Below are 20,978 nucleotides of genomic sequence, written 5' to 3'. Positions count from 1 at the left end.
CGATGGCGTTCATCGTCATCATCCCGGCCCGCCTGGCCTCGACGCGCCTGCCGGGCAAGCCGCTGGCCGACCTGGGCGGCAAGCCCATGGTGGTGCGCGTGGCCGAGCAGGCGCTGCTGTCGGGTGCCGCGCGCGTCATCGTCGCCACCGACCATGACAGCATCCGCGCCGCCTGCGCCGCGCATGGCGTGGAAGTGTGCATGACGCGCGCCGACCATCCGTCGGGCACGGACCGCATCGCCGAAGTGGCGCGCACGCTAGCTTTGCCGCCCGACGCCGTCGTCGTCAACCTGCAGGGCGATGAACCCCTGATCGATCCGTCCCTGCTGGCCGCCTGCGCGGCGCAGATCAGCGCCACCGTCCCCATGGCGACCTGCGCCCATCCGCTGCACGATGTGCTTGACGCATTCAATCCGAACGTGGTGAAGGTCGTGCTGGACAAGAACGGTCGTGCCTTGTATTTCTCGCGCGCGACGATTCCCTGGCACCGCGACGGCTTCGCGCAATCCCGTGAAAACTTGCCGCAAGGCTATGTGCCGTTGCGCCATATCGGCCTGTATGCGTACAGCAATGCGTTCTTGCAAGAATATCCGCAATTGTCCGCTTCGCCGCTGGAAGCCATCGAGGCGCTGGAGCAGTTGCGCGTGCTGTGGCACGGTGTTGCCATCGCCGTGCACGTGACCGAAAGTGCGCCGGCCGCCGGCGTCGATACGCCGGAAGATCTTGCCAGAGTACAGGCGCACTACCAGCACGCCACCTGAGAAAACGCCCATGGCTGCGTTGCCCCGCCTTGCCGTACATTCGTACTGTCTGCGGCGGGGCGCCTTGCCCTGAACGTTTTTCAGGCGCCGTGCGTGCGCGAGAAAAACTTTATGCGGGGTCTGCCATAAAAAACCACATTTTGAAACGTCCGTATCGCTAATTGCTGGCTTTGATCAATCAGGGCATAGCAATTTGATAGCAAACTGGCGCTCCGGGGATTTTTTGTGGTAAGTTTCGTAGGGAAAGATAGCCATAGCAACATCATCTAAAAATAATTACACATACCACCATCCAAAATCTGTTTTTTAGGAACTTTTCAATGCGTCTGATACTTTTAGGAGCACCCGGTGCCGGCAAGGGCACCCAAGCTAATTTCATCAAAGAAAAATACAACATTCCACAAATCTCCACGGGCGACATGCTGCGCGCGGCGATCAAGGAAGGCACGGAACTGGGCTTGGCAGCGAAAAAAGTCATGGATGCGGGCGGCCTCGTGTCGGACGACATCATGATCGGCCTGGTCAAGAACCGCCTGCAGGAAGCCGATTGCGCCAATGGCTACCTGTTCGACGGCTTCCCGCGCACCATCGCGCAAGCGGACGCCATGAAGGATGCCGGCATCAATGTCGACTACGTGCTGGAAATCGACGTGCCCGATGCATCGATCATCGAGCGCATGGATGGCCGCCGCAGCCACCCCGGTTCGGGCCGTGTCTACCACGTCAAATTCAACCCGCCGAAGGTCGACGGCATCGATGACATCACGGGCGAACCGCTGATCCAGCGCGACGACGACAAGGCGGAAACCGTCAAGAAGCGCCTGGATGTGTATCACAACCAGACCAAGGTCTTGCTCGGCTACTACAACGACTGGGCCAAGTCCGGCCTGCCAGGCGCGCCGAAATACCGCCGCATCGCCGGCGTCGGTCCGGTCGAGCAAATTCGCGACAGCGCCTTTGCTGCCCTGGCGGAATAAGCAGTTTTTTAAAAGCGGACCTGAGTGTCCGCTTTTTTTCTGCCCGCTTTTCAGGCAGACTGCCAGCATGGCTGAGTGCATAACGTTTTCGTAGTTCAGGTTTTTTGCAGGTCGTGTTTTCCTGGCTGCGCGTGCCTACCCGGTGCGGTCTGCAGCTGTTGGCAATGACGTCGGATAAAAACAGAAGGGGACGATATGGCAGCCAGTTTGTGGTTTGCGGTAGCCTGCGGCGTGGTCGCAGTCATTTATGGTTTGGTGTCGCGTAGCTGGATCCTGCGCCAGGATCCCGGCAACGCGCGCATGCAGGAAATCGCCCTGGCCATCCAGCAGGGCGCGGCCGCCTACCTGGCGCGCCAGTACCGCACCATCGCCATCGTCGGCGTGGTGCTCCTGATCGCCATCTATGCGCTGCTTGGCCTGCATACGGCGCTGGGCTTTTTGATCGGCGCCGTGCTCTCGGGCGCCTGCGGCTTCATCGGCATGAATGTCTCGGTGCGGGCCAATGTGCGCACGGCGCAGGCGGCCACGCTGGGTATCAACCAGGCGCTGAACGTGGCCTTCAAGGGCGGCGCGATCACGGGCATGCTGGTGGTGGGACTGGGCTTGCTGGGCGTGACCCTGTTCTACTGGCTGCTGGTGACGACGGGCGCGCCCGGCCTGACCCAGCATGACTTGATCAAGCCGCTGATCGGCCTGGCCTTCGGCGCCTCGCTCATTTCCATCTTCGCGCGGCTCGGTGGCGGCATCTTCACCAAGGGCGCCGACGTGGGCGCGGACCTGGTGGGCAAGGTCGAGGCGGGCATCCCCGAGGACGATCCGCGCAACCCGGCCGTCATCGCCGACAATGTGGGCGACAACGTGGGCGACTGCGCCGGCATGGCGGCCGACCTGTTCGAAACCTATGTCGTGACGCTGATCGCCACCATGCTGCTGGGCGCGTTGCTGATGGCCGAGGCCAGCAGCACGGCCATCATCTACCCGCTGCTGCTGGGCGCCGTCTCCATCCTTGCTTCCATCGTCGGCTGCTCGATGGTGAAAACCAAGCCGGGCGCGAAGATCATGTCGGCCCTGTACACGGGCCTGTGGTGGGCGGCTGGCCTGTCGCTGGTCGGCTTTGCCGTGGTGACGTGGCTGCTGTGGCCGGACGACGCCATGCGCTACAAGATGATGGGCGCCACCGTCGTCGGCATCGTCCTCACGGGCCTGATGGTCTACATCACCGAGTACTACACGGGCACGGACTTCAAGCCCGTGCGCCACATCGCCGAAGCGTCGACGACGGGCCACGGCACGAATATCATCGCCGGCCTGGGCGTGTCGATGAAGTCCACCGCCTACCCGGTGCTGGCCGTCTGCGTCGCCATCCTTGTGTCGTATCAGTTGGCCGGCCTGTATGGCATCGCCATCGCGGCGACCTCCATGCTGTCGATGGCGGGCATCATCGTCGCGCTCGACGCGTATGGCCCCATCACCGACAATGCGGGCGGCATCGCGGAAATGTCCGGCTTGCCCGATTCCGTGCGCGCCATCACCGACCCGCTCGACGCCGTCGGCAACACCACCAAGGCCGTCACCAAGGGCTATGCCATCGGCTCGGCCGGGCTGGCCGCGCTGGTGCTGTTTGCCGACTACACGCATGCGCTCGAATCGGTGGGGCAGCACATTACGTTCGATTTGTCGAACCCCATGGTCATCGTCGGCCTCTTCATCGGCGGCCTGATTCCTTACCTGTTCGGCGCCATGGCGATGGAAGCCGTGGGCCGCGCGGCGGGCGCCGTGGTGGTCGAGGTGCGCCGGCAGTTCCGCGACATCAAGGGCATCATGGAAGGCACGGCCAAGCCCGAATACGACAAGGCCGTTGATATGCTGACGGCGTCCGCCATCCGTGAAATGATCGTGCCGTCCCTGCTGCCCGTGGTGGTGCCCATCGTCGTGGGCATGCTGCTGGGGCCAGCGGCGCTCGGTGGCCTCTTGATGGGCACCATCGTCACGGGCCTGTTCGTGGCCATTTCCATGACCACGGGCGGCGGCGCCTGGGACAATGCCAAGAAATACATCGAGGATGGCCACTTCGGCGGCAAGGGTTCCGACGCGCACAAGGCGGCCGTCACGGGCGACACGGTGGGCGACCCGTACAAGGACACGGCGGGACCTGCCGTGAACCCCTTGATCAAGATCATCAATATCGTGGCCCTGCTGCTGGTGCCGCTGTTGCCGGCCACGGGTTGGCTGGCTGTCAAGGCGCCTGCGCCCATCCACGCGCCCGCACCGCCCATCCTGGCGCCAGCGACACCCGTGCAAAGCTTGCCCGCGCAATAAGACGGCGCCATCCCTGCAGCCCCGTGGCCCGCGCCGCGGGGCTGTTTGCGTTGTATGCAGGTGAAACTTGCCTGCTGTCCATATCCTTGGCGTATCAAAGGTGAGCAATTGTTACGGTGCCTTTTATTGCTCTGTATCTCTGCCAATAATGAATGGCGCTCCACGCTCGGGCAGGTGGGGTAAATACGGCTAGGTAGGAGGATGTCATGAACAGCATCAACAGGAAGGGCGGCGCATTGCTGGCGTTGCTGATATTGGTGGGCGCGGCAGGGTTGGTCCAGGCGGCGCCTGGCCGGCATGGCGGCTTTCACGGCGGGCATGGGAATTTTCATGGCCACTCGCATGTGGGCGTGTGGATAGGCTCGCCATGGTTGTATGGGTACGGGCCGGGCTGGTATGGCGACCCCTGGTACGGCTACCCGTACGGACGCACGGTCATCCTGCAGCAACCCCCGGTGTATGTAGAACAGGGCGGCGAACCGACGGCGCAGATGTGGTACTACTGCCGTAATCCGCAAGGCTATTATCCCTATGTGAAAAGTTGCGCGCTACCATGGCGCGCCGTGGCGCCTGTCAGCGTGCAATGATGAGCGAGGTGTGACATGAACACGATCTTATGGAGGCGGGCGGCATTGCTGGCGCCCCTCTTGCTGGCGGCGTGCACGGTGATGCCCGATGGGCCGTCGGCCACGGTCTTGCCTGGCACAGGCAAGAGTTTCGCGCAATTTCGCAGTGACGACATGCAGTGCCGCAGTTACGCGCAGGCGCAAATGGGAGACGGTACGGCGCAGCAGGCAGGGCTTGACAGTGGCATGCAGCGTCGCTACGACGGCGCCTATCAGCAATGCATGTATGCCAGCAGCCACAAGGTACCTATTGCGGGACAAATGCTGAGCGGCGTACCGGCGAATGCCGCCACGCCGCCGCCCGATACGCCGCCGCCCCGTTATTAAGGCTTAAAAACGCGAGGTCAGGCCGACAAACATGCGCCGTCCCGGCACGTAGTAATCGACCAGTCCATCGGCCATCGGCCCCTTCTTGAACAGGTTTTGCACGCCACCGCGCACGGTCCACTGGGGCGTGACCTTGTACGACACGACGGTGTCGACGATGGTGTAGGCCTTGTCGGCCAGCTTGCCCGCATCGAGTTCCTTGCCCGTGTACTGGGCCGATACTTCGCCGAACAGCTGGTCGTTGACTTGCCAGCCCAGCGCCGAGTACCACGACAGTTTTGGCGTCGACAGCAGGTTGGCGCCCGTGGTCAGGTTTTTCGCTTCCGCCATGTAGGTCACGTTGTTACGCCAGTTCAGGTTTTTCGTCAGCGGGATAGTGGCCGTCGCTTCCAGGCCACTGGTGCGCGCCTTCTGGATATTCGTCATCTTGGTCCACCAGCGCTGCTGGTAAAAACCCAGCGGCGCATAGTCGATCTTGTTCTTGAAGTCCGTGTGGAAGTAGGTCAGGCCCACATCCCAGCCATTCTGTTCCCACGCCACGCCGATTTCGCCGGCCGTGCTCGTTTCCGGCTTCAAGTCCGCATTGCCGGCCATGTAGCATGAGCCGGTGACGTAGCCCAGCGGTTTCAGGCTGCCGCAACCGCGTCCGCCCGAGTTGGTTGCTGCCGCCGGCGAGTTTTCCTTCAGGCTCGGGGCGCGGAAGCCTTGCGAGATGCCGCCCTTGATGGTCCAGGCGGGGGCAGGGTGGTACACCAGGTACAGGCGCGGGCTGTAGTGGTTACCGAACTTGCTGTGGTGATCGAGGCGCAGGCCGGCCGTGGCCGTCAAGTTCTCGCGCAGGAACAATTGATCTTCCGCAAACAGGGCCGAGGTGGTGCCCGACAAGGTCGCGCCGCTCACGGTGTTGCCCAGGTAATCGGTGGGCACGGTGCCGATGGTATTCGTGTTCGTCAGTTCCTGGTGCTTCCACTGGCCGCCCATCACCAGCATTTGCTCGATGCCGCCCCAGCCGACCCGTTTTTCCAGGCTGGCATCGAGCGTGCTGTCCTTGGATTTTGCTACCGAGCCGACGACTTCGTTATCGAAGTCGTTGTGATACAGGTTGACCGTGGTCTTGCCGAAGTCCCAGCGGCCTTCATAGCCGAGGCTGACGCTCTTGCGTATCAGTTTGTTGGCACCCCAGCTGTAGACCAGCGCCTCGCCATTCTCATCATGCGCACTCGAATCGCTGGCTTCCTGCCTGCCATAGCTGGCGTCCAGCGACAGGTTCTGTTTCTTGCCCAGCGCCCAGTTCAGCTGGCCCGAGACAGTCTGGTTGCGTTCGCCGCCCATGCCACCCGCCTTGTCGTATTTTTCATCGGGATTCTGGCGCGTCTGGCTCACGCCCAGGCGCATGCCCACCGTGTCCGACAGGGGACCCGCCAGGTTCACGCCCAGCTGGTGCGCCGTGCCGCGGTCGCTGTCCTGCGGTTGTGTGTAGTTGGCCATGGCCGAACCGTTCCACTTGCCAGGCACCTTGCGCGTGATGATGTTGATCACGCCGCCCATGGCATCGGAACCATACAGCGAGGACATGGGGCCCCGCACCACTTCGATGCGCTCGATCATGTCGGGCGAGATCCAGTTCAAGTCCTGGCGGCCCAGGTCGGGGCGGTAAGCCGTGTCGGCCGAGCTGCCCACGCGCTTGCCATCGACCAGGATCAAGGTGTATTTGTCGGGCAAGCCGCGCAGCTTGATCTTCGACGCCTCGCCTTCGGGGCCGGTGCCGCCCGTCACGCCGGGGATGCGGCGCAGCAGGGTGTTGAGGTCATACACGGGCTGGCGCTCGATTTCCTCGCGCGTGATGACGCTGATACTGGCCGGCGCATCCTTGATATCGATGGCCGTGCCGGACGCGGTGACGACCACCGTGTTCATGGTGGGATCAGCGGCCACATTGCCTTCTGCCCAGGCGTTGCTGACGGCCAGCGACAGCAGGCAGGGCAGCAGCAGGGCGGTGGAATGGATGGCACGGGCGGGAGTGGCGACGGGGGCTGCGATGGCGGGACTACGCTGGGTCATGGTGAACTTTCCGGATGTTGTTATTTCCTGGCTGCCTTCCGGGTGGCTCGGGTATAAATGAATGAAAAGAGAAGAAACTGCGCTCGAATTCCGCTAATGAGAATAAGAATCGTTCTTATTGTAATGCCATGCTGGCAAGAAGGAAAGTGCTGAAAGGAAATAAAACACTGTTGCAGCGTGCGCATCGGTGGTGTGCAGCAGGTGCAAACGTGAGAAATTGTTACTCACGCTGGCATCTGGCGCGGCGTGTGCCAATAATGAACGTTGTACGATGGGTACTGGGGGAGGCGGTATGACGAGGATGACAACAACGATACCTGCGCTGGCCTGCGGCATGTGGCTGCTGGCTGGCGGCCATGCCTGGGGGCAGGAGCAGGCGGCGCCCGCCGAGTCCTTGATTGAACCTTTGCCCGTCTGCCAGCTCGACCCGCGCGACAGCGGCAAGCTGGCGGTGGAACCTTGCCGTCCGGCGCCGCCCATGCAGCCGCGCCGTTCCGTGGCGCAAGTAATCGGCCGCATGCCCGTGCAGCGCACGGCGCCGCCTGTCGTGTCCATGCCTTCCTTGCCGCCCAGCCCGGCCGTGCCCATGCCCGGCGCGCCGCAGCCCATCGGTGCCTGCGACACAGGCGGTTGCCGCGACGCGGCCGGCGCGCGCTACAACGGCGCGGGCAATGCGACGCTCGATGCCAACGGCCGCATCTGCCATCGCAACGGCGCTTTCATGCAGTGTTTTTAGACCTGCCATTCGCTGCTGCTGCAAGTTTTCGCTCGGTGATCGCAAAAGTGGCTACAATTGTCGCCGACATTACGTTTACGTAAACGTAATGATGGCATCATGCATCATGCAACCATCGGGCGCCGGGAACACGGCCCTTATCACTCAGGAGATTTCATGCAGATTCAGGACAATGTATTCATCATCACGGGCGGCGCATCGGGTTTGGGCGCGGCCACGGCGCGCATGCTGACGGCCGCTGGCGGCAAGGTCGTGCTGGCCGATGTGCAGACGGAGGCGGGCCAGGCGCTGGCCGCTGAATTGAACGGCGTGTTCGTGCAGTGCGACGTGACGTCGGAAGAAGATGGCATGGCCGTGGTGGCGGCGGCAGGCAAGCTGGGTACCTTGCGCGGCCTGGTCAACTGCGCCGGCGTGGCGCCTGCCGTGAAAACCGTGGGCAAGGATGGTCCGCATCCGCTGGCCCTGTTCCAGAAAGTCGTCAACATCAACCTGGTGGGCACCTTCAATATGTGCCGCCTGGCGGCCGACGCCATGGCCAAGCAAGATGCCACCGCTGAAGGCGAGCGAGGCATCATCATCAACACGGCTTCCGTGGCGGCCTATGATGGCCAGATCGGCCAGGCGGCCTACGCTTCGTCGAAAGCGGCCGTGGTGGGACTGACCCTGCCGATGGCGCGCGACCTGTCGCGCAACGGCATCCGCGTGATGACTGTGGCGCCCGGCATTTTCGAAACGCCGATGCTGCTGGGCATGCCGGCCGAAGTGCAGGACGCGCTGGGCAAGATGGTGCCGTTCCCATCGCGCCTGGGCAAGCCCGGCGAATACGCGCAACTGGTGAAAGCCATCGTGGAAAACGTCATGCTCAATGGCGAAACGATTAGATTAGATGGAGCAATCCGCATGCAGCCGAAATAAGCCCGGCGTGATTTGATGTAGGATACCCCCGTATGGGGCGTACAGCCTTGCCTGGCTGTGCGCCCTTTTTTTATCGGAGAATCCATGATCACATTGAAGCCGCTGGCACTGAGCCTGACCTTGCTGGGAGCCCTGGCTGCCAGTCCCGTATTTGCCGAAGTGCCGCAAAAGGCGCCGGAAATCGCCACCGCGTATGCGGAAAAATCGGGTTGGGCGGCGCAGAAATTCATGGTGGCCGCCGCCAATCCGCTGGCCGCCGATGCCGGCTACCAGATGCTGAAAAAAGGCGGCAGCGCCATCGACGCGGCCATCGCCACGCAGCTCGTGCTCACGCTGGTCGAACCGCAATCGTCGGGCATCGGCGGCGGCGCCTTCCTGCTGTACTCTACGGCCAAGGGCGTGCAAGCGTTCGACGGGCGCGAAACGGCGCCCGCCGCTGCCGACGAACACCTGTTCCAGAATGCCGACGGCAGCCCCGTCTCGCGCGCCACGGGCGTGGTAGGTGGGCGTTCCGTGGGCGCGCCGGGCGTACTGCGCATGCTGGAACTGGCGCACAAGGAGCATGGCAAGCTGCCGTGGGCGACCCTGTTCGGCCCCGCCATCCGCCTGGCGCACGGCGGCTTTCCCGTCAGCCAGCGCCTCAACGGCCTGCTGAACTGGGACCAGGCCCTGAAGCGCGACCCCGTCGCCGCCGCGTATTTCTATGACCAGGAGGGCAAGGCCTGGCCCGTCGGCCATGTGCTGAAAAACCCGCAGCTGGCGCGCACCCTGCGCGAGATCGCCCGTGGCGGCGCCGACGCCTTTTACCAGGGCCGCATCGCGCGCGACATCGCCGCCAAGGTGGCGTCGCACCCGACCAATCCGGGCAAGCTGACGGCGGTCGATATCGCCGGCTACCAGGCCAAGGTGCGCGAGCCTGTCTGCAGCGACTACAAGGCATGGACCGTGTGCGGCATGCCGCCGCCATCGTCGGGTGGCATCGCCATCGCGCAAATGCTGGGCGTGCTGGAAGTGAAGGATATCCGGCCCTATGCGCCCGTCGACGGCGTGCTCGATGCGCAGGCCATCCACCTGTTCTCGGAAGCGGGGCGCCTGGCTTACGCGGACCGCAACCGCTACGTGGCCGACACGGATTTCGTGCCGCTGCCGGGCAAGGGCATCGCGTCGATGCTGGATAAAACCTATTTGGCGCAGCGCGCCTCCCTGATCGGCGAGAAATCCATGGGCCGTGCCTTGCCCGGCACGCCGCCCGGCATGCAGGTGGCGTGGGGCATGGACAATGCGCTGCAGCGCCCGTCCACGTCGCACCTGGTGGTGGTGGACGCCTTCGGCGGCGGCCTGTCGATGACCACCAGCGTGGAAGACGCCTTCGGTTCGCGCCAGATGGTTGACGGCTTTTTGCTGAATAACCAGCTGACGGATTTCTCGTTCGATTCGCGCGATGCGGATGGCCCCATCGCCAACCGCGTACAGGCTGGCAAGCGTCCGCGCAGCGCCATGTCGCCCACGCTGGTGTTCGAAAAGGGCACGCACAAGCTGGTGCTGGCGACGGGATCGCCGGGCGGCTCGTCCATCATCAATTATGTCGCCAAGGTGCTGGTCGGGACCATGGACTGGGGCCTGAACGTGCAGCAGGCCATCAACCTGCCGAACTTCGGCAGCCGCAATGGCCCGACGGAACTGGAAAAGGGCCGCGCGCCGGCAGCCCAGGTCGAGGCGCTGCAAGCCATGGGCCACGAGGTGCGCGTGATTGAACAGAATTCCGGCTTGCAGGGCATCATGCGCCTGAATGCGCACGGCAAGGATTTCTGGTTCGGCGGGGCCGATCCGCGGCGTGAGGGGATGGTCAGAGGTGATTGATTCACCCCGAAACTTTTCCACAAAGTATCAAGACCCTGCTAATCTGCCGGCATGGGAATGCAAAATAAAACAGGCTTGATACTTACGGGAGGAGGCGCCCGTGCCGCCTACCAGGTGGGCGTGCTGCAGGCGATTTCGGCGATACTGTGGGAAGCGGGCTGGGCGCCTGCGCGCAACCCGTTCGACATCATTTGCGGCACCTCGGCCGGCGCCATCAACGCCACGGCGCTGGCCTGCCGGGCCGACAACTTCGGCGAAGGCGTGCAAAAGCTGCTCGACGTGTGGCAGCACATCCAGGTCGAACAAGTCTACCGCGCCGATTCGCTGGGCGTGATCCGCTCGGGCGCGCGCTGGCTGTCGTTGCTGTCGTTCGGCTGGCTGCTGCGCCAGTGGCATGCCTCGCCGCCCAATTCCCTGCTCGACAATACTCCGCTGGTCAGCCTGCTGCACCGCATGCTCGACCTGCCGCGCCTGGACGCGGCGCTGGCCGATGGTTTGCTGCATGCGCTGGCCGTGACGGCGTCGTCGTATTCGGGCAGCCGCCACATGACGTTTTACCAGACGGCCGCCGAGATCGCGCCCTGGGTGCGCACGCAGCGCCTGGCCTTGCAAGACCAGATCGGCGTGGAACACTTGCTCGCCTCGGCCGCCATCCCTTTTATTTTCCCCGCCGTGCCCCTGTATATCGGTGGCCAGCGCGAATACTGCGGCGACGGATCGATGCGCCAGCTGGCGCCGATCTCGCCGGCCATCCACCTGGGTGCGAACAAGGTGCTGGTGGTGGGGGCGGGGCGCATGACGGAACCGGCGCCCGCCGCGTCTGAAGCGGCGCGCTACCCCAGCCTGGCGCAGATCGCCGGGCACGCGCTGTCGTCGATCTTCCTCGATGGCCTGGCCGTCGACATCGAACGCCTGAATCGCATCAACCTCACCTTGTCGATGCTGCCGCCTGAGTTGCTGGGCAAGACGGCCTTGCGGCCGGTGGAATTGCTGGTCATCGCGCCGTCCGAGCGGCTCGACGCCATCGCCAGCCGGCATATCGGCAGTTTGCCGCGTCCCATCCGCACCATGTTGTCGGGCATCGGCGCGGCTGAAGCGCGCGGCGCGGCGCTGGCATCGTATTTATTGTTCGAATCGACGTATACTAACGAACTGATCCGTCTTGGACAGCGCGATACGCAGGCCCGCAAGGACGATGTACTGGCGTTTTTTGGTTCTTGAGACGGCCCCCGGAACAGTAGCCGGAGTTTTCGCGTTTTTTTTGACAGGACGATTGTGCTGGTATTTCGACGTGCTTGCGAAGTGGTATTGCTGTTGTCTTTGCTGCTGCCGGGCAGCCCGGCCGCGGCGGCGCCTGCGCCCACCCTGCGTTTCGACCAGCTCAGCGTCGAACAGGGTCTGGCGCAGGAGTCGGTGCTGGCCATCGCCCAGGACCGGCAGGGCTATATGTGGTTCGGCAGCCAGTCTGGCCTGAGCCGTTACGATGGCTACCGCATGGTCGTCTACAAGAATATCGAGGGCGACAAGACCAGCCTGGCCGACAACTGGGTCGGCGAACTGCATGTCGATCGCCAGGGCCAGCTGTGGGTGGGCACCGACAACGGCCTTGACCGCTTCGATGCCGCCAGCCAGACCTTCATTCACTACGTCCCGGCCGAAAAGAGCAAGCGCGGCAACGGCAACCGGCATATCCACGCCATTCTTGACGATGGCGCGCGCGGCTTCTGGATCGCCACCTCGGACGGCTTGCAGCATTTCGACCCCGCCACGGGCGCTTTCCGTACCTGGCACCATGAAGAAGGCAATCCGCACAGCCTGGGCGACAATGAAATCAAGGCGCTGGTGCTGGACGCGCAACAGCGCCTGTGGATAGGCACCGTCACGGGCCTGGACATGCTGGCGCCGGGCAGTGACCGCTTCGAGCATTTCGCCGTCGACACGCAGCCCGGTTCGAAGTACAACGTGATCCAGTCGCTGCTGGTGGACCGCCAGCAGAATCTGTGGATCGGCACCATGGCCGGCGCCGAGCGCTGGCGCCTGGGCGGCGCCGGGCAGGCACCGCAGTCGCGCCTGCGCCTGAATGAAAAGCAGGGCTTTTCCGCCATCCGCGTCGCCAGCCTGTACCAGGATGTCGACGCCACCGTCTGGTTGGGCAGCAATGCCGATGGCCTGTTCCGCTGGCTGCCCGAGAGCGACACCTTCCTGCAGTACCGCCACCAGACGGGCGACAAATTCAGCGTCGCCGACAACCAGCTGTCGTCGCTGTACCGCGACCGCGCGGGTACCTTCTGGGTCGGCTCCTGGTACAACGGCGTGAGCCGGGTGGACCTGGGCAGCGGCGGCTTTTCGCGCATGGCGCGGGCGCCCGGCGATGTGGGCGCGCTGGCGGACAAGAAAGTGCGCGCCGTGGCAGACGCGGGCAATGGCAAGCTGTGGCTGGCCACCAAGGGCGGCCTGAAACTGTACGATACGCGCGACGGCAGCTCGCGCTTGTTCGACCTGCGCAGTTCTCCGGGCATGTCGCGCGACGAGCAGGTCACGACCCTGTACAAGGCGCCGGATGGCACTCTGTGGGTGGGCGGCTCGACGGGCTTGCACCGCTTCGATCCGGCACTCGGGCGCTTCTTTACCATGCGCTTTGCCGCCGGCGACCCGAACAGCGACACCATCCGCAATGTCGTGAGCGACCGCAGCGGCATGCTGTGGGTCTCGACGCGGGGCGGCGTGCACCGGTTCGACCCCGCTAGCCGGGCCTTTACTACCTACCGCCACGATCCGGCCAACCCGAACAGCCTGTCCGACAACATGGTGCGGCCCGTGCTGGAGGACGGCAAGGGGCGGCTGTGGATAGGCTCTTTCCATGGCCTGGATTTGCTGGACCGCGCCAGCGGCCACTTCCGGCATTTCCGCCATGATCCGCAAAACCCGCATAGCCTGAGCCACGACGAGGTGCACTATCTGCACGAGGACAAGCGCGGCGTGCTGTGGGTGGGCACGGCCAATGGTTTGAACCGCATGGACGTCGATGCGAACGGCGAGATCCGCTTCCGGCGCTTCGTGCGCAAGGATGGCATGGCCGACGATGCCGTCGCCAGCATCCTGGGCGACGATAACGAGCAGCTGTGGCTGAGCACGAATAGCGGCATCACGCGGCTCGACATGCGCAGCGGCCTGTTCCGCAACTACGACAGCGCCGATGGCACGGTGGAAGGCTCGTACTTCGACGGCGCGGCCCTGCGCGCCTCGGATGGGACCATGTATTTCGGCGGTTTTAACGGCATGACGGCGTTCGTGCCGCAGGATATCCACGACAACCGCGTGCCGCCGCTGGTGGCCATCACGGAGCTGCAGATTTTTAACAAGCCGGTGGCCATCGGCCGCGGCGAGTTCGCGCACGTGCTCAGGACGGCGATCGAGCATACGCGCCAGCTGGTGCTGACCAGCCGCGAAAGCGTCTTTTCGCTGGAATTTGCAGCCCTGCATTTCGCGGCACCCCAGCGCAACATGTTCGCCTACCGGCTCGAAGGCTTCGACCAGGACTGGGTCATGACGGATGCGGGGCGGCGCTTTGCCACCTACACCAACCTCGATGCGGGCAATTATGTGTTTCGCGTCAAGGCGGCCAACAAGGATGGCGTGTGGAACGAGAGCGGCGCCACGCTGGCCATCACGATCCTGCCGCCGTTCTGGAAAACCTGGTGGTTCCGCACCCTGATGGCGGCGCTGCTGCTGGGCGCGGTGTATGGCGCTTACCGCCAGCGCGTGCGCGCGCTGCGGCGCCAGCAGAACGAGCTGGAAAAGCAGGTCAGCGAACGCACGGCCGAGTTGCAGAGCAAGGAAATCGAAGTGCTGGCCCAGTCGGAAAAGCTGGCGCAAGTCAACAGTAGCCTGACGAAAAACGAGGAAAGCCTGCGCCAGGCCAAGCGCAAGGCCGAGGACGCGACGCGCCAGAAGTCGGAATTTTTGGCCAACATGAGCCACGAGATGCGCACGCCGCTGGCCGGCGTGATCGGCATGCTGGGCTTTGCACTGCGCGACGAGCAGTTGCACGACGCCACGCGCGAGCAGATTTTGCGGGGCCAGGCCAATGCCCAGTCGCTGCTGGTGATCATCAATGACTTGCTCGACTTTTCCAAGATCGAGGCAGGCAAGCTGAGTATAGAAAATATCGATTTTGCGCTCGGCGCGGCGATCGAGACGGTCGTCAGCCTGTTCGAGGAGCAGGCGGCCGCGCGCAGCATCGGTTTTGCCATCGATTTCGCGCCCGACCTGCCGCCCTTCGTGGTGGGCGACCCGACCCGTTTGCGCCAGGTACTTGTCAACCTGGTCGGCAATGCCTTCAAGTTCACCCAGCGCGGCGGCGTCAGCGTGTGCGTCGAGCGGGCTGGCGTGGCCAGCGGCAGCGGCGGACGCCGCGTCAACCTGATCCGTTTTACTGTCAGCGACAGCGGCATCGGCATCGATGCGGACGCGATGGCGCGCCTGTTCCAGAAGTTCGAGCAGGCCGATGCCAGCACCACGCGGCGCTACGGCGGCACGGGGCTGGGCCTGGCGATCTGCCGCCAGCTGGTCGAACTGATGCAGGGCGAGATCGAGGTGGCCAGTACGCCGGGGCAGGGCAGCACCTTTGCCTTCACCCTGCCGCTGGCCGATGGCGTGGCGCCTCCGCAGGTGCCACAGGTGGCGCTGGCGCCGCACAGCCACCAGTTGCGCGTGCTGTGCGCCGAAGACTTCCCCACCAACCAGATCATCATCCGCGTCATGCTCGAAGAATTGGGGCACCGCGTCGACGTGGTTGCCAACGGCGCGCTGGCGGTGGCCGCCTGCGTGCATACACGCTATGACCTGATCCTGATGGACGGGCGCATGCCGGAGATGGATGGCGCCACGGCGACGCGATTGATTCGCGTGGGCGGCTGGCCGGACCAGCCCGTGCGCGACCAGGAACTGATGATCGTGGCCCTGACGGCGAATGCCAGCGAAGAGGACCGCAGCCGTTATCTGGGCGTCGGCATGGATGATTTCCTCAGTAAACCAGTGGACGAGGCGGCGCTGCATGGTTTGCTGGCGCGCGCCATCGAGCGCCAGCTGCAGCGCGGTTTCATGTTGCCGCGCATGCCGTCGCACGTGCCGCGCGGCGTCTTGCGGGGGCAGGCCGAGCTCGATGCCTTGTTCGGCATCGCGCCGGCAGTCCCCGTCGCGGCGCCGTCCCCATCCGGCCGCAGCGGCGAACTGCAACGGCGCATCCGTGTTGCCTTCGTCGCCGACCTGGAGGGGCGCCTGCGTGAACTCGACGCCGCCCTGGCGGCGCAGGACAAGGATAACGCCGGGCGCCTGCTGCACGGCTTGAAGGGCAGCGCCGCCTATCTCGATGAAACGCAGCTGCACATGCTGTGCACGGAACTGGAAGAGGCGGCGGACGGCGGACGCTGGACGCAGGTGGCCTTGCATTTGCCGCAATTGCGCGCACTGTTGGCGCAAATAGCCGTTTCGGGCAAGGAAATGTAAAATAGGCAATGCCGGCCATCGAGCGCGCGGCGAAACTGGGTAGAATACGGCCAGGCCCCTGACGCTGCCGGCAATGGAGAAAGCAATGAAAGTACTGGTGGTTGACGATGATGTCGTGTCGCGCATGGTATTGATGCATCTGATCGACAGTTGCGGCGTGCACGATATCGTGGAAGCCGAAGATGGCGCAGCGGCGTGGGAGCAGCTCGAAGGTGGCTTGCGCCCGTCGCTGTGCTTCTGCGATTTGCGCATGCCGCGCCTGTCCGGCATGGAGCTGCTGCAGAAAATCCGCTCCGACAGCGCGCTCGATGCCATGCCGCTGGTGCTGGTGTCGTCGGCCAATGACCAGGACACGGTGCGTGACGCCGTGCAGGCCGGTGCTGCGGGCTATATCGTCAAACCCTTCCAGCCGGAGCAGGTGCGCCAGCATATCGATGCCTGCTTCGACGTCTCCGCATTGCCGGCCGAGGCGCCGCGCGACACACTGCAGCGCCTCGGCATCGACAGCGCACGCTTGCTGGCCTATCTGACGGGTTTCCAGGGGCAGGTCGGCGCCGCCAGCGAACAGGTCGACGCCTTGCTGGCGCGCGGCGAACCGGCCCAGGCGCGCCAGCAGTTCGAACGGCTGCACCTCGGTTGCCGCACCCTGGGTTTGCATGGCGCGGAGGCTGGCATGAGCGCACTACTGCAGTCGGCGGTGCTCGATGGCGGCCAGATACAGGCGGCGCTGGCCGCGCTGGCGCGCAGCGTGGCGCAGCAGATGCGCCGGTTGCGACAGCAGGACACCATCGACTGAATTTGCTGTTTTTCGCTTGCCGGGAAAATACTTTAGGTTTAAAGTATCTGCTTCCGGGCCTTGTGCACGCGCCCGCCACCAGCCAGGATGAGCATGAGCAGCGACCCTTCGCCTAGCACCGCATCTCCCCAGGACGACTTTGCGCGCGCGCACCTGCCGCCGCGCGCACTCTGGCCGCAACTGTGCCTGGACTTGCCCGAGCTGCAGTATCCGCCGCGCCTCAATTGCGTCGCCGTGCTGCTCGATGCCGCCGTCGCCAGTGGTGGCGGCGAGCGCACCGCCATCCTTGCTGACGGCCAGCGCTGGACTTACGCACAGCTGGCGCGGCAGGTCGACCGCATCGCCCACGTGCTGCGCAGCGACCTGCGCCTGATCCCCGGCAACCGCGTGCTGCTGCGTGGCGCGAATACCCCCATGATGGCTGCCTGCCTGCTGGCCGTGCTGAAGGCCGGCTGCATCGCCGTGCCCACCATGCCGCTGCTGCGCGCGCGCGAACTGTCGACCATCGTGGCCAAGGCGGAAGTGAACGCCGTGCTGTGCGCGCAGGGCTTGCGCGCGGAACTCGATGCCGTGCCGAAATGCCCGCCGATGCTGTGCTTTGGCGCCGACGGCGCTGAACTGGAACAGCGCATGGCCGCCCAAGATGCACCCTTTGCCGCATGTGACACGGCGGCCGACGATGTCTGCCTGATCAGCTTTACCTCGGGCACGACGGGTGTGCCCAAGGGGACCATGCACATGCACCGCGACCTGCTGGCCATTTGCGACTGCTTTCCCCGCTCCATGCTGCAGGTGCGCGCCGACGATATCTTCATCGGCACGCCGCCGCTGGCCTTCACCTTCGGCCTGGGCGGCCTGCTGCTGTTTCCCCTGCGCTTTGGCGCTTGCGCCGTGCTGCTGGAAAAAATCACGCCCGAGGCCCTGCTGCGCGCCATCGGGGCATACCAGGCCACGATCTGCTTCACGGCGCCCACCTTTTACCGCCAGATGGCGCCCCTGGCTGCGCAGCACGACCTGCGCAGCCTGCGCCTGTCCGTCTCGGCCGGCGAGGCGCTGCCGCTGGCCACGCGCGACGCCTGGCAGGCGGCGACGGGTCTGGCCATGACGGACGGCATCGGCGCCACCGAGATGCTGCACATCTTCATTTCCGCCACCGGCGAAGGCATACGCCGCGGCGCAATCGGCAAGGCCATTCCCGGCTACCAGGCCTGCATCGTCGACGACGCGGGCGTGCCGCAGCCGCCCGGCGTGACGGGCCGCCTGGCCGTGAAAGGCCCCACCGGTTGCCGCTACCTGTCCGACCCGCGTCAGCGCGAGTATGTGCAGAACGGCTGGAACCTGACGGGCGACACCTTCGAAATGGATGGCGACGGCTATTTCTATTACCGCTCGCGCAGCGATGACATGATCGTCTCGGCCGGCTACAACATCGCCGGCCCGGAAGTGGAAGAGGCGCTGCTGCGCCATCCGGCCGTGGCCGAATGCGGCGTGGTCGGGCGCGCCGATGCCGAGCGCGGCCAGATCGTCGAGGCGCACGTGGTGCTGAAGGACGGTTTCCAGCCCAGCGACCTGCTGGCGGCCGAACTGCAGGACTTCGTGCGCCAGCAGATCGCCCCGTATAAATATCCGCGCGCCGTCCGTTTCCTGCCCTCCCTGCCGCGCACGGAAACGGGCAAGCTGCAGCGCTTCAAACTTCGCACGGACACCCCATGAATATTGTCTGCATCGGCGGCGGCCCCGCCGGCCTGTATTTCAGCCTGCTCATCAAAAAGCAGAACCCCGCGCACCGCATCACCGTCATCGAGCGCAACCGCCCGTACGACACGTTTGGCTGGGGCGTGGTGTTTTCCGACCAGACACTAGGCAACCTGGCCGGCGCAGACGAGCCGACGGCGCGCGCCATCCTGCAGGCGTTCAACCACTGGGACGATATCGAGATCCACTTCAAGGGCGAGACCGTGCGTTCCGGTGGCCATGGCTTTTGCGGCATTGGCCGCAAGCGCCTGCTCAATATTCTGCAGGCGCGCTGCGAGGAACTCGGCGTGCAGCTGGTGTTCGAGACGGAAGTGCAGGACGACCAGACCATCGCGCGCCAGTACGGCGCCGACCTGGTGATCGCCAGCGATGGCTTGAACAGCCGCATCCGCACGCGTTATGCGGCCAGCTACCAGCCCGAGATCGACCAGCGTCATTGCCGCTTCGTCTGGTTGGGCACGCGCAAGAAATTCGAGGCCTTCACATTTGCCTTCCGCCAGACGCCATACGGCTGGTTCCAGGCGCATATCTATCAATATGACGGCGATACCTCGACCTTCATCGTCGAAACGCCGGAACACGTGTGGCGCGCGGCGGGACTCGATGCCATGAGCCAGGAAGAGGGCATCGCCTTTTGCGAAGCGCTGTTCGCCCAGGAACTCGATGGCCATGGCTTACTGAGCAATTCGCCGCACTTGCGCGGCTCGGCGCAGTGGATCACCTTCCCGCGCATCGTCTGCCGGCAATGGGTGCACCACCAGGATGGCGTGCCCGTCGTGCTGATGGGCGACGCGGCCCACACGGCGCATTACTCGATCGGTTCCGGCACCAAGCTGGCGCTGGAAGACGCCATCGAGCTGGCGCGCTGCTTCGGCCAGCATGCCGAGACGGCTGCGGCGCTGGCCGCCTACCAGCAGCTGCGCGCCATCGAGGTGCTGAAAATCCAGAGCGCGGCGCGCAATTCCATGGAATGGTTTGAGAACGTGGAGCGCTACAGCGCCATGGAAGCGCCGCAGTTCGCCTATTCCATGCTCACGCGCAGCCAGCGCATTTCGCATGAAAACCTGCGCCTGCGCGATCCCGCCTACGTGGCCGACTATGAACTGTGGCTGGCGCGGCGCGCGGGCGAACAGGCTGGCGTGGCGATGCGGGACGAGGCCCTGCCGCCCATGCTCACGCCGTTTCGCCTGCGCGGCGTGCTGCTGAAAAACCGCATCGCCGTCTCGCCGATGGCGCAATACAGCGCCGTCGATGGCGTGGCGGGCGACTATCATCTGATGCACCTGGGCGCGCGCGCCATGGGCGGCGCTGGTCTCGTGTTTGCCGAGATGACGTGCGTGTCGGCCGACGCGCGCATCACGCCCGCCTGCCCCGGCATGTACAGCGAAGCGCATACGCAGGCCTGGCGGCGCATCGTCGATTTCGTGCATGCCAACAGCGATGCGAAGATCGCCCTGCAGCTGGGCCACGCGGGGCCGAAAGGCTCGACGCGCCCCATGTGGGATGGCATCGACCTGCCTTTGAAAGAGGACAACTGGCCGCTGCTGGCCGCATCCAGCCAGCAATACCTGGCCGGCGTATCGCAGGTGGCGCGCGCGGCCACGGAAAGCGACCTGGCGCGCATCGAACAGGACTTCGTGCGCGCCACGCTGGCGGCAGCCGTCGCCGGCTTCGACTGGCTGGAACTGCATTGCGCGCATGGATATTTGCTGTCGAGTTTTATCTCGCCGCTGACCAACCATCGTACGGACGAGTATGGCGGCAGCCTGGAAAACCGCTGCCGTTATCCCTTGCGCGTGTTTCGCGCCATGCGCGCCGCCTGGCCTCAGGATAAGCCGATGAGTGTGCGCATCTCGGCCCACGACTGGGTCGAAGGCGGTATCACGCCCGACGATGCGGTCGACATCGCGCGCCTGTTCAAACAGGCCGGCGCCGACCTGATCGACTGTTCCTCGGGTCAGGTCAGCAAGCTGGAACAGCCCGTGTACGGGCGCATGTTCCAGGCGCCGTTCGCCGACCGCGTGCGCAATGAGGCGGGCATCGCCAGCATGGCCGTCGGCTCCATCTTCGAGGCCGACCACGCCAACAGTATCATCGCCGCCGGCCGCGCCGACCTGTGCGCCGTGGGCCGCCCGCACCTGGCCAACCCGGCCTGGACCCTGACGGAAACGGCGCGCATCGGCTACAGCGGCGCGGGAGCAGGCGCAATTTGGCCGAAACAGTACCGGCCGGGCCAGCAGCAGCTGGAACGCAATCTGCAGCGCGAGCGCCAGCTGGCCGCCGCCAACACGGGCTTGACCCCGCAACAGGTGGCCGCGCGGCTGCTGGAAGGATGAC

At 64.6% G+C, this 20,978-nt stretch carries 14 protein-coding genes; 13 read left to right on the top strand and 1 reads right to left on the bottom strand.

Translation table 11 applies throughout. The features are described 5' to 3' along the window. Positions 1-2 precede the first annotated feature (2 nt). The 5 genes from kdsB (at position 3) to ACQ4W0_RS03005 (ending at position 5,010) form a co-directional block, all read left to right on the top strand. Complete coding sequence (kdsB, locus tag ACQ4W0_RS03025; RefSeq protein ID WP_436575435.1) at positions 3-761, top strand: 3-deoxy-manno-octulosonate cytidylyltransferase; 759 nt, start codon at positions 3-5, stop codon at positions 759-761. Between the two features lie 320 nt (positions 762-1,081). After that, on the top strand, positions 1,082-1,738 hold the full coding sequence (gene adk, locus ACQ4W0_RS03020; RefSeq protein ID WP_034782090.1) for an adenylate kinase: 657 nt from the start codon (positions 1,082-1,084) through the stop codon (positions 1,736-1,738). A gap of 195 nt (positions 1,739-1,933) precedes the next feature. Continuing rightward, a complete protein-coding gene (locus tag ACQ4W0_RS03015) occupies positions 1,934-4,057 on the top strand; it encodes a sodium-translocating pyrophosphatase (RefSeq protein WP_436575434.1) in 2,124 nt (707 codons plus the stop codon). Between the two features lie 206 nt (positions 4,058-4,263). Next, entirely contained in the window at positions 4,264-4,644 is a 381-nt protein-coding gene (locus ACQ4W0_RS03010) for a hypothetical protein (RefSeq protein ID WP_436575433.1), read from the top strand. Positions 4,645-4,659: 15 nt separating this feature from the next. Further along, positions 4,660-5,010: a glycine zipper family protein gene (locus ACQ4W0_RS03005; protein ID WP_436575432.1), complete on the top strand. Its 351-nt coding sequence runs from the start codon at positions 4,660-4,662 to the stop codon at positions 5,008-5,010. A 3-nt stretch (positions 5,011-5,013) separates the two neighbouring features. On the opposite strand, the gene ACQ4W0_RS03000 is transcribed toward ACQ4W0_RS03005, so the two are convergent. Continuing rightward, positions 5,014-7,071, bottom strand: coding sequence for a TonB-dependent receptor domain-containing protein (locus tag ACQ4W0_RS03000; RefSeq protein ID WP_436575431.1), 2,058 nt, complete (start codon positions 7,069-7,071; stop codon positions 5,014-5,016). A gap of 292 nt (positions 7,072-7,363) precedes the next feature. Here ACQ4W0_RS03000 and ACQ4W0_RS02995 point away from each other — a divergent pair, with 292 nt between their 5' ends. From ACQ4W0_RS02995 to ACQ4W0_RS02960, 8 genes are all read left to right on the top strand, one after another. Then, entirely contained in the window at positions 7,364-7,807 is a 444-nt protein-coding gene (locus ACQ4W0_RS02995) for a hypothetical protein (RefSeq protein ID WP_436575430.1), read from the top strand. A 156-nt stretch (positions 7,808-7,963) separates the two neighbouring features. Continuing rightward, positions 7,964-8,722 (top strand): 3-hydroxyacyl-CoA dehydrogenase, encoded by a 759-nt coding sequence (locus ACQ4W0_RS02990; protein WP_071078915.1) that lies wholly within the window; start codon positions 7,964-7,966, stop codon positions 8,720-8,722. An 84-nt stretch (positions 8,723-8,806) separates the two neighbouring features. Next, positions 8,807-10,582 carry a gamma-glutamyltransferase gene (ggt, locus tag ACQ4W0_RS02985; RefSeq protein WP_436575429.1) on the top strand — a complete coding sequence of 592 codons (1,776 nt, stop codon included), beginning with the start codon at positions 8,807-8,809 and terminating at the stop codon, positions 10,580-10,582. Between the two features lie 51 nt (positions 10,583-10,633). After that, entirely contained in the window at positions 10,634-11,803 is a 1,170-nt protein-coding gene (locus tag ACQ4W0_RS02980; protein WP_436575428.1) for a patatin-like phospholipase family protein, read from the top strand. Between the two features lie 54 nt (positions 11,804-11,857). Then, entirely contained in the window at positions 11,858-16,090 is a 4,233-nt protein-coding gene (locus tag ACQ4W0_RS02975; RefSeq protein ID WP_436575427.1) for a hybrid sensor histidine kinase/response regulator, read from the top strand. Positions 16,091-16,175: 85 nt separating this feature from the next. Continuing rightward, positions 16,176-16,886, top strand: a complete 711-nt coding sequence (locus ACQ4W0_RS02970; protein ID WP_436575426.1) for a response regulator — start codon at positions 16,176-16,178, stop codon at positions 16,884-16,886. Between the two features lie 93 nt (positions 16,887-16,979). Next, entirely contained in the window at positions 16,980-18,599 is a 1,620-nt protein-coding gene (locus tag ACQ4W0_RS02965) for an AMP-binding protein (RefSeq protein ID WP_436575425.1), read from the top strand. Then, positions 18,596-20,977, top strand: coding sequence for a bifunctional salicylyl-CoA 5-hydroxylase/oxidoreductase (locus tag ACQ4W0_RS02960; RefSeq protein WP_436575424.1), 2,382 nt, complete (start codon positions 18,596-18,598; stop codon positions 20,975-20,977). Before ACQ4W0_RS02965 ends, ACQ4W0_RS02960 begins: the two co-directional genes overlap by 4 nt. Position 20,978: the final 1 nt, after the last annotated feature.

The organism is Janthinobacterium breve (assembly GCF_051380895.1).
GTDB lineage: Bacteria > Pseudomonadota > Gammaproteobacteria > Burkholderiales > Burkholderiaceae_D > Janthinobacterium.
Note: the sequence above shows the minus strand (reverse complement) of the source record. Positions and strands in the feature narration are given on the sequence as shown.

Coding starts and splice junctions, on each gene's coding strand:
- kdsB (WP_436575435.1), top strand. CDS start 3: ATGGCGTTCATCGTCATCATCCCGGCCCGCCTGGCCTCGACGCGCCTG.
- adk (WP_034782090.1), top strand. CDS start 1,082: ATGCGTCTGATACTTTTAGGAGCACCCGGTGCCGGCAAGGGCACCCAA.
- ACQ4W0_RS03015 (WP_436575434.1), top strand. CDS start 1,934: ATGGCAGCCAGTTTGTGGTTTGCGGTAGCCTGCGGCGTGGTCGCAGTC.
- ACQ4W0_RS03010 (WP_436575433.1), top strand. CDS start 4,264: ATGAACAGCATCAACAGGAAGGGCGGCGCATTGCTGGCGTTGCTGATA.
- ACQ4W0_RS03005 (WP_436575432.1), top strand. CDS start 4,660: ATGAACACGATCTTATGGAGGCGGGCGGCATTGCTGGCGCCCCTCTTG.
- ACQ4W0_RS03000 (WP_436575431.1), bottom strand. CDS start 7,071: ATGACCCAGCGTAGTCCCGCCATCGCAGCCCCCGTCGCCACTCCCGCC.
- ACQ4W0_RS02995 (WP_436575430.1), top strand. CDS start 7,364: ATGACGAGGATGACAACAACGATACCTGCGCTGGCCTGCGGCATGTGG.
- ACQ4W0_RS02990 (WP_071078915.1), top strand. CDS start 7,964: ATGCAGATTCAGGACAATGTATTCATCATCACGGGCGGCGCATCGGGT.
- ggt (WP_436575429.1), top strand. CDS start 8,807: ATGATCACATTGAAGCCGCTGGCACTGAGCCTGACCTTGCTGGGAGCC.
- ACQ4W0_RS02980 (WP_436575428.1), top strand. CDS start 10,634: ATGGGAATGCAAAATAAAACAGGCTTGATACTTACGGGAGGAGGCGCC.
- ACQ4W0_RS02970 (WP_436575426.1), top strand. CDS start 16,176: ATGAAAGTACTGGTGGTTGACGATGATGTCGTGTCGCGCATGGTATTG.
- ACQ4W0_RS02965 (WP_436575425.1), top strand. CDS start 16,980: ATGAGCAGCGACCCTTCGCCTAGCACCGCATCTCCCCAGGACGACTTT.
- ACQ4W0_RS02960 (WP_436575424.1), top strand. CDS start 18,596: ATGAATATTGTCTGCATCGGCGGCGGCCCCGCCGGCCTGTATTTCAGC.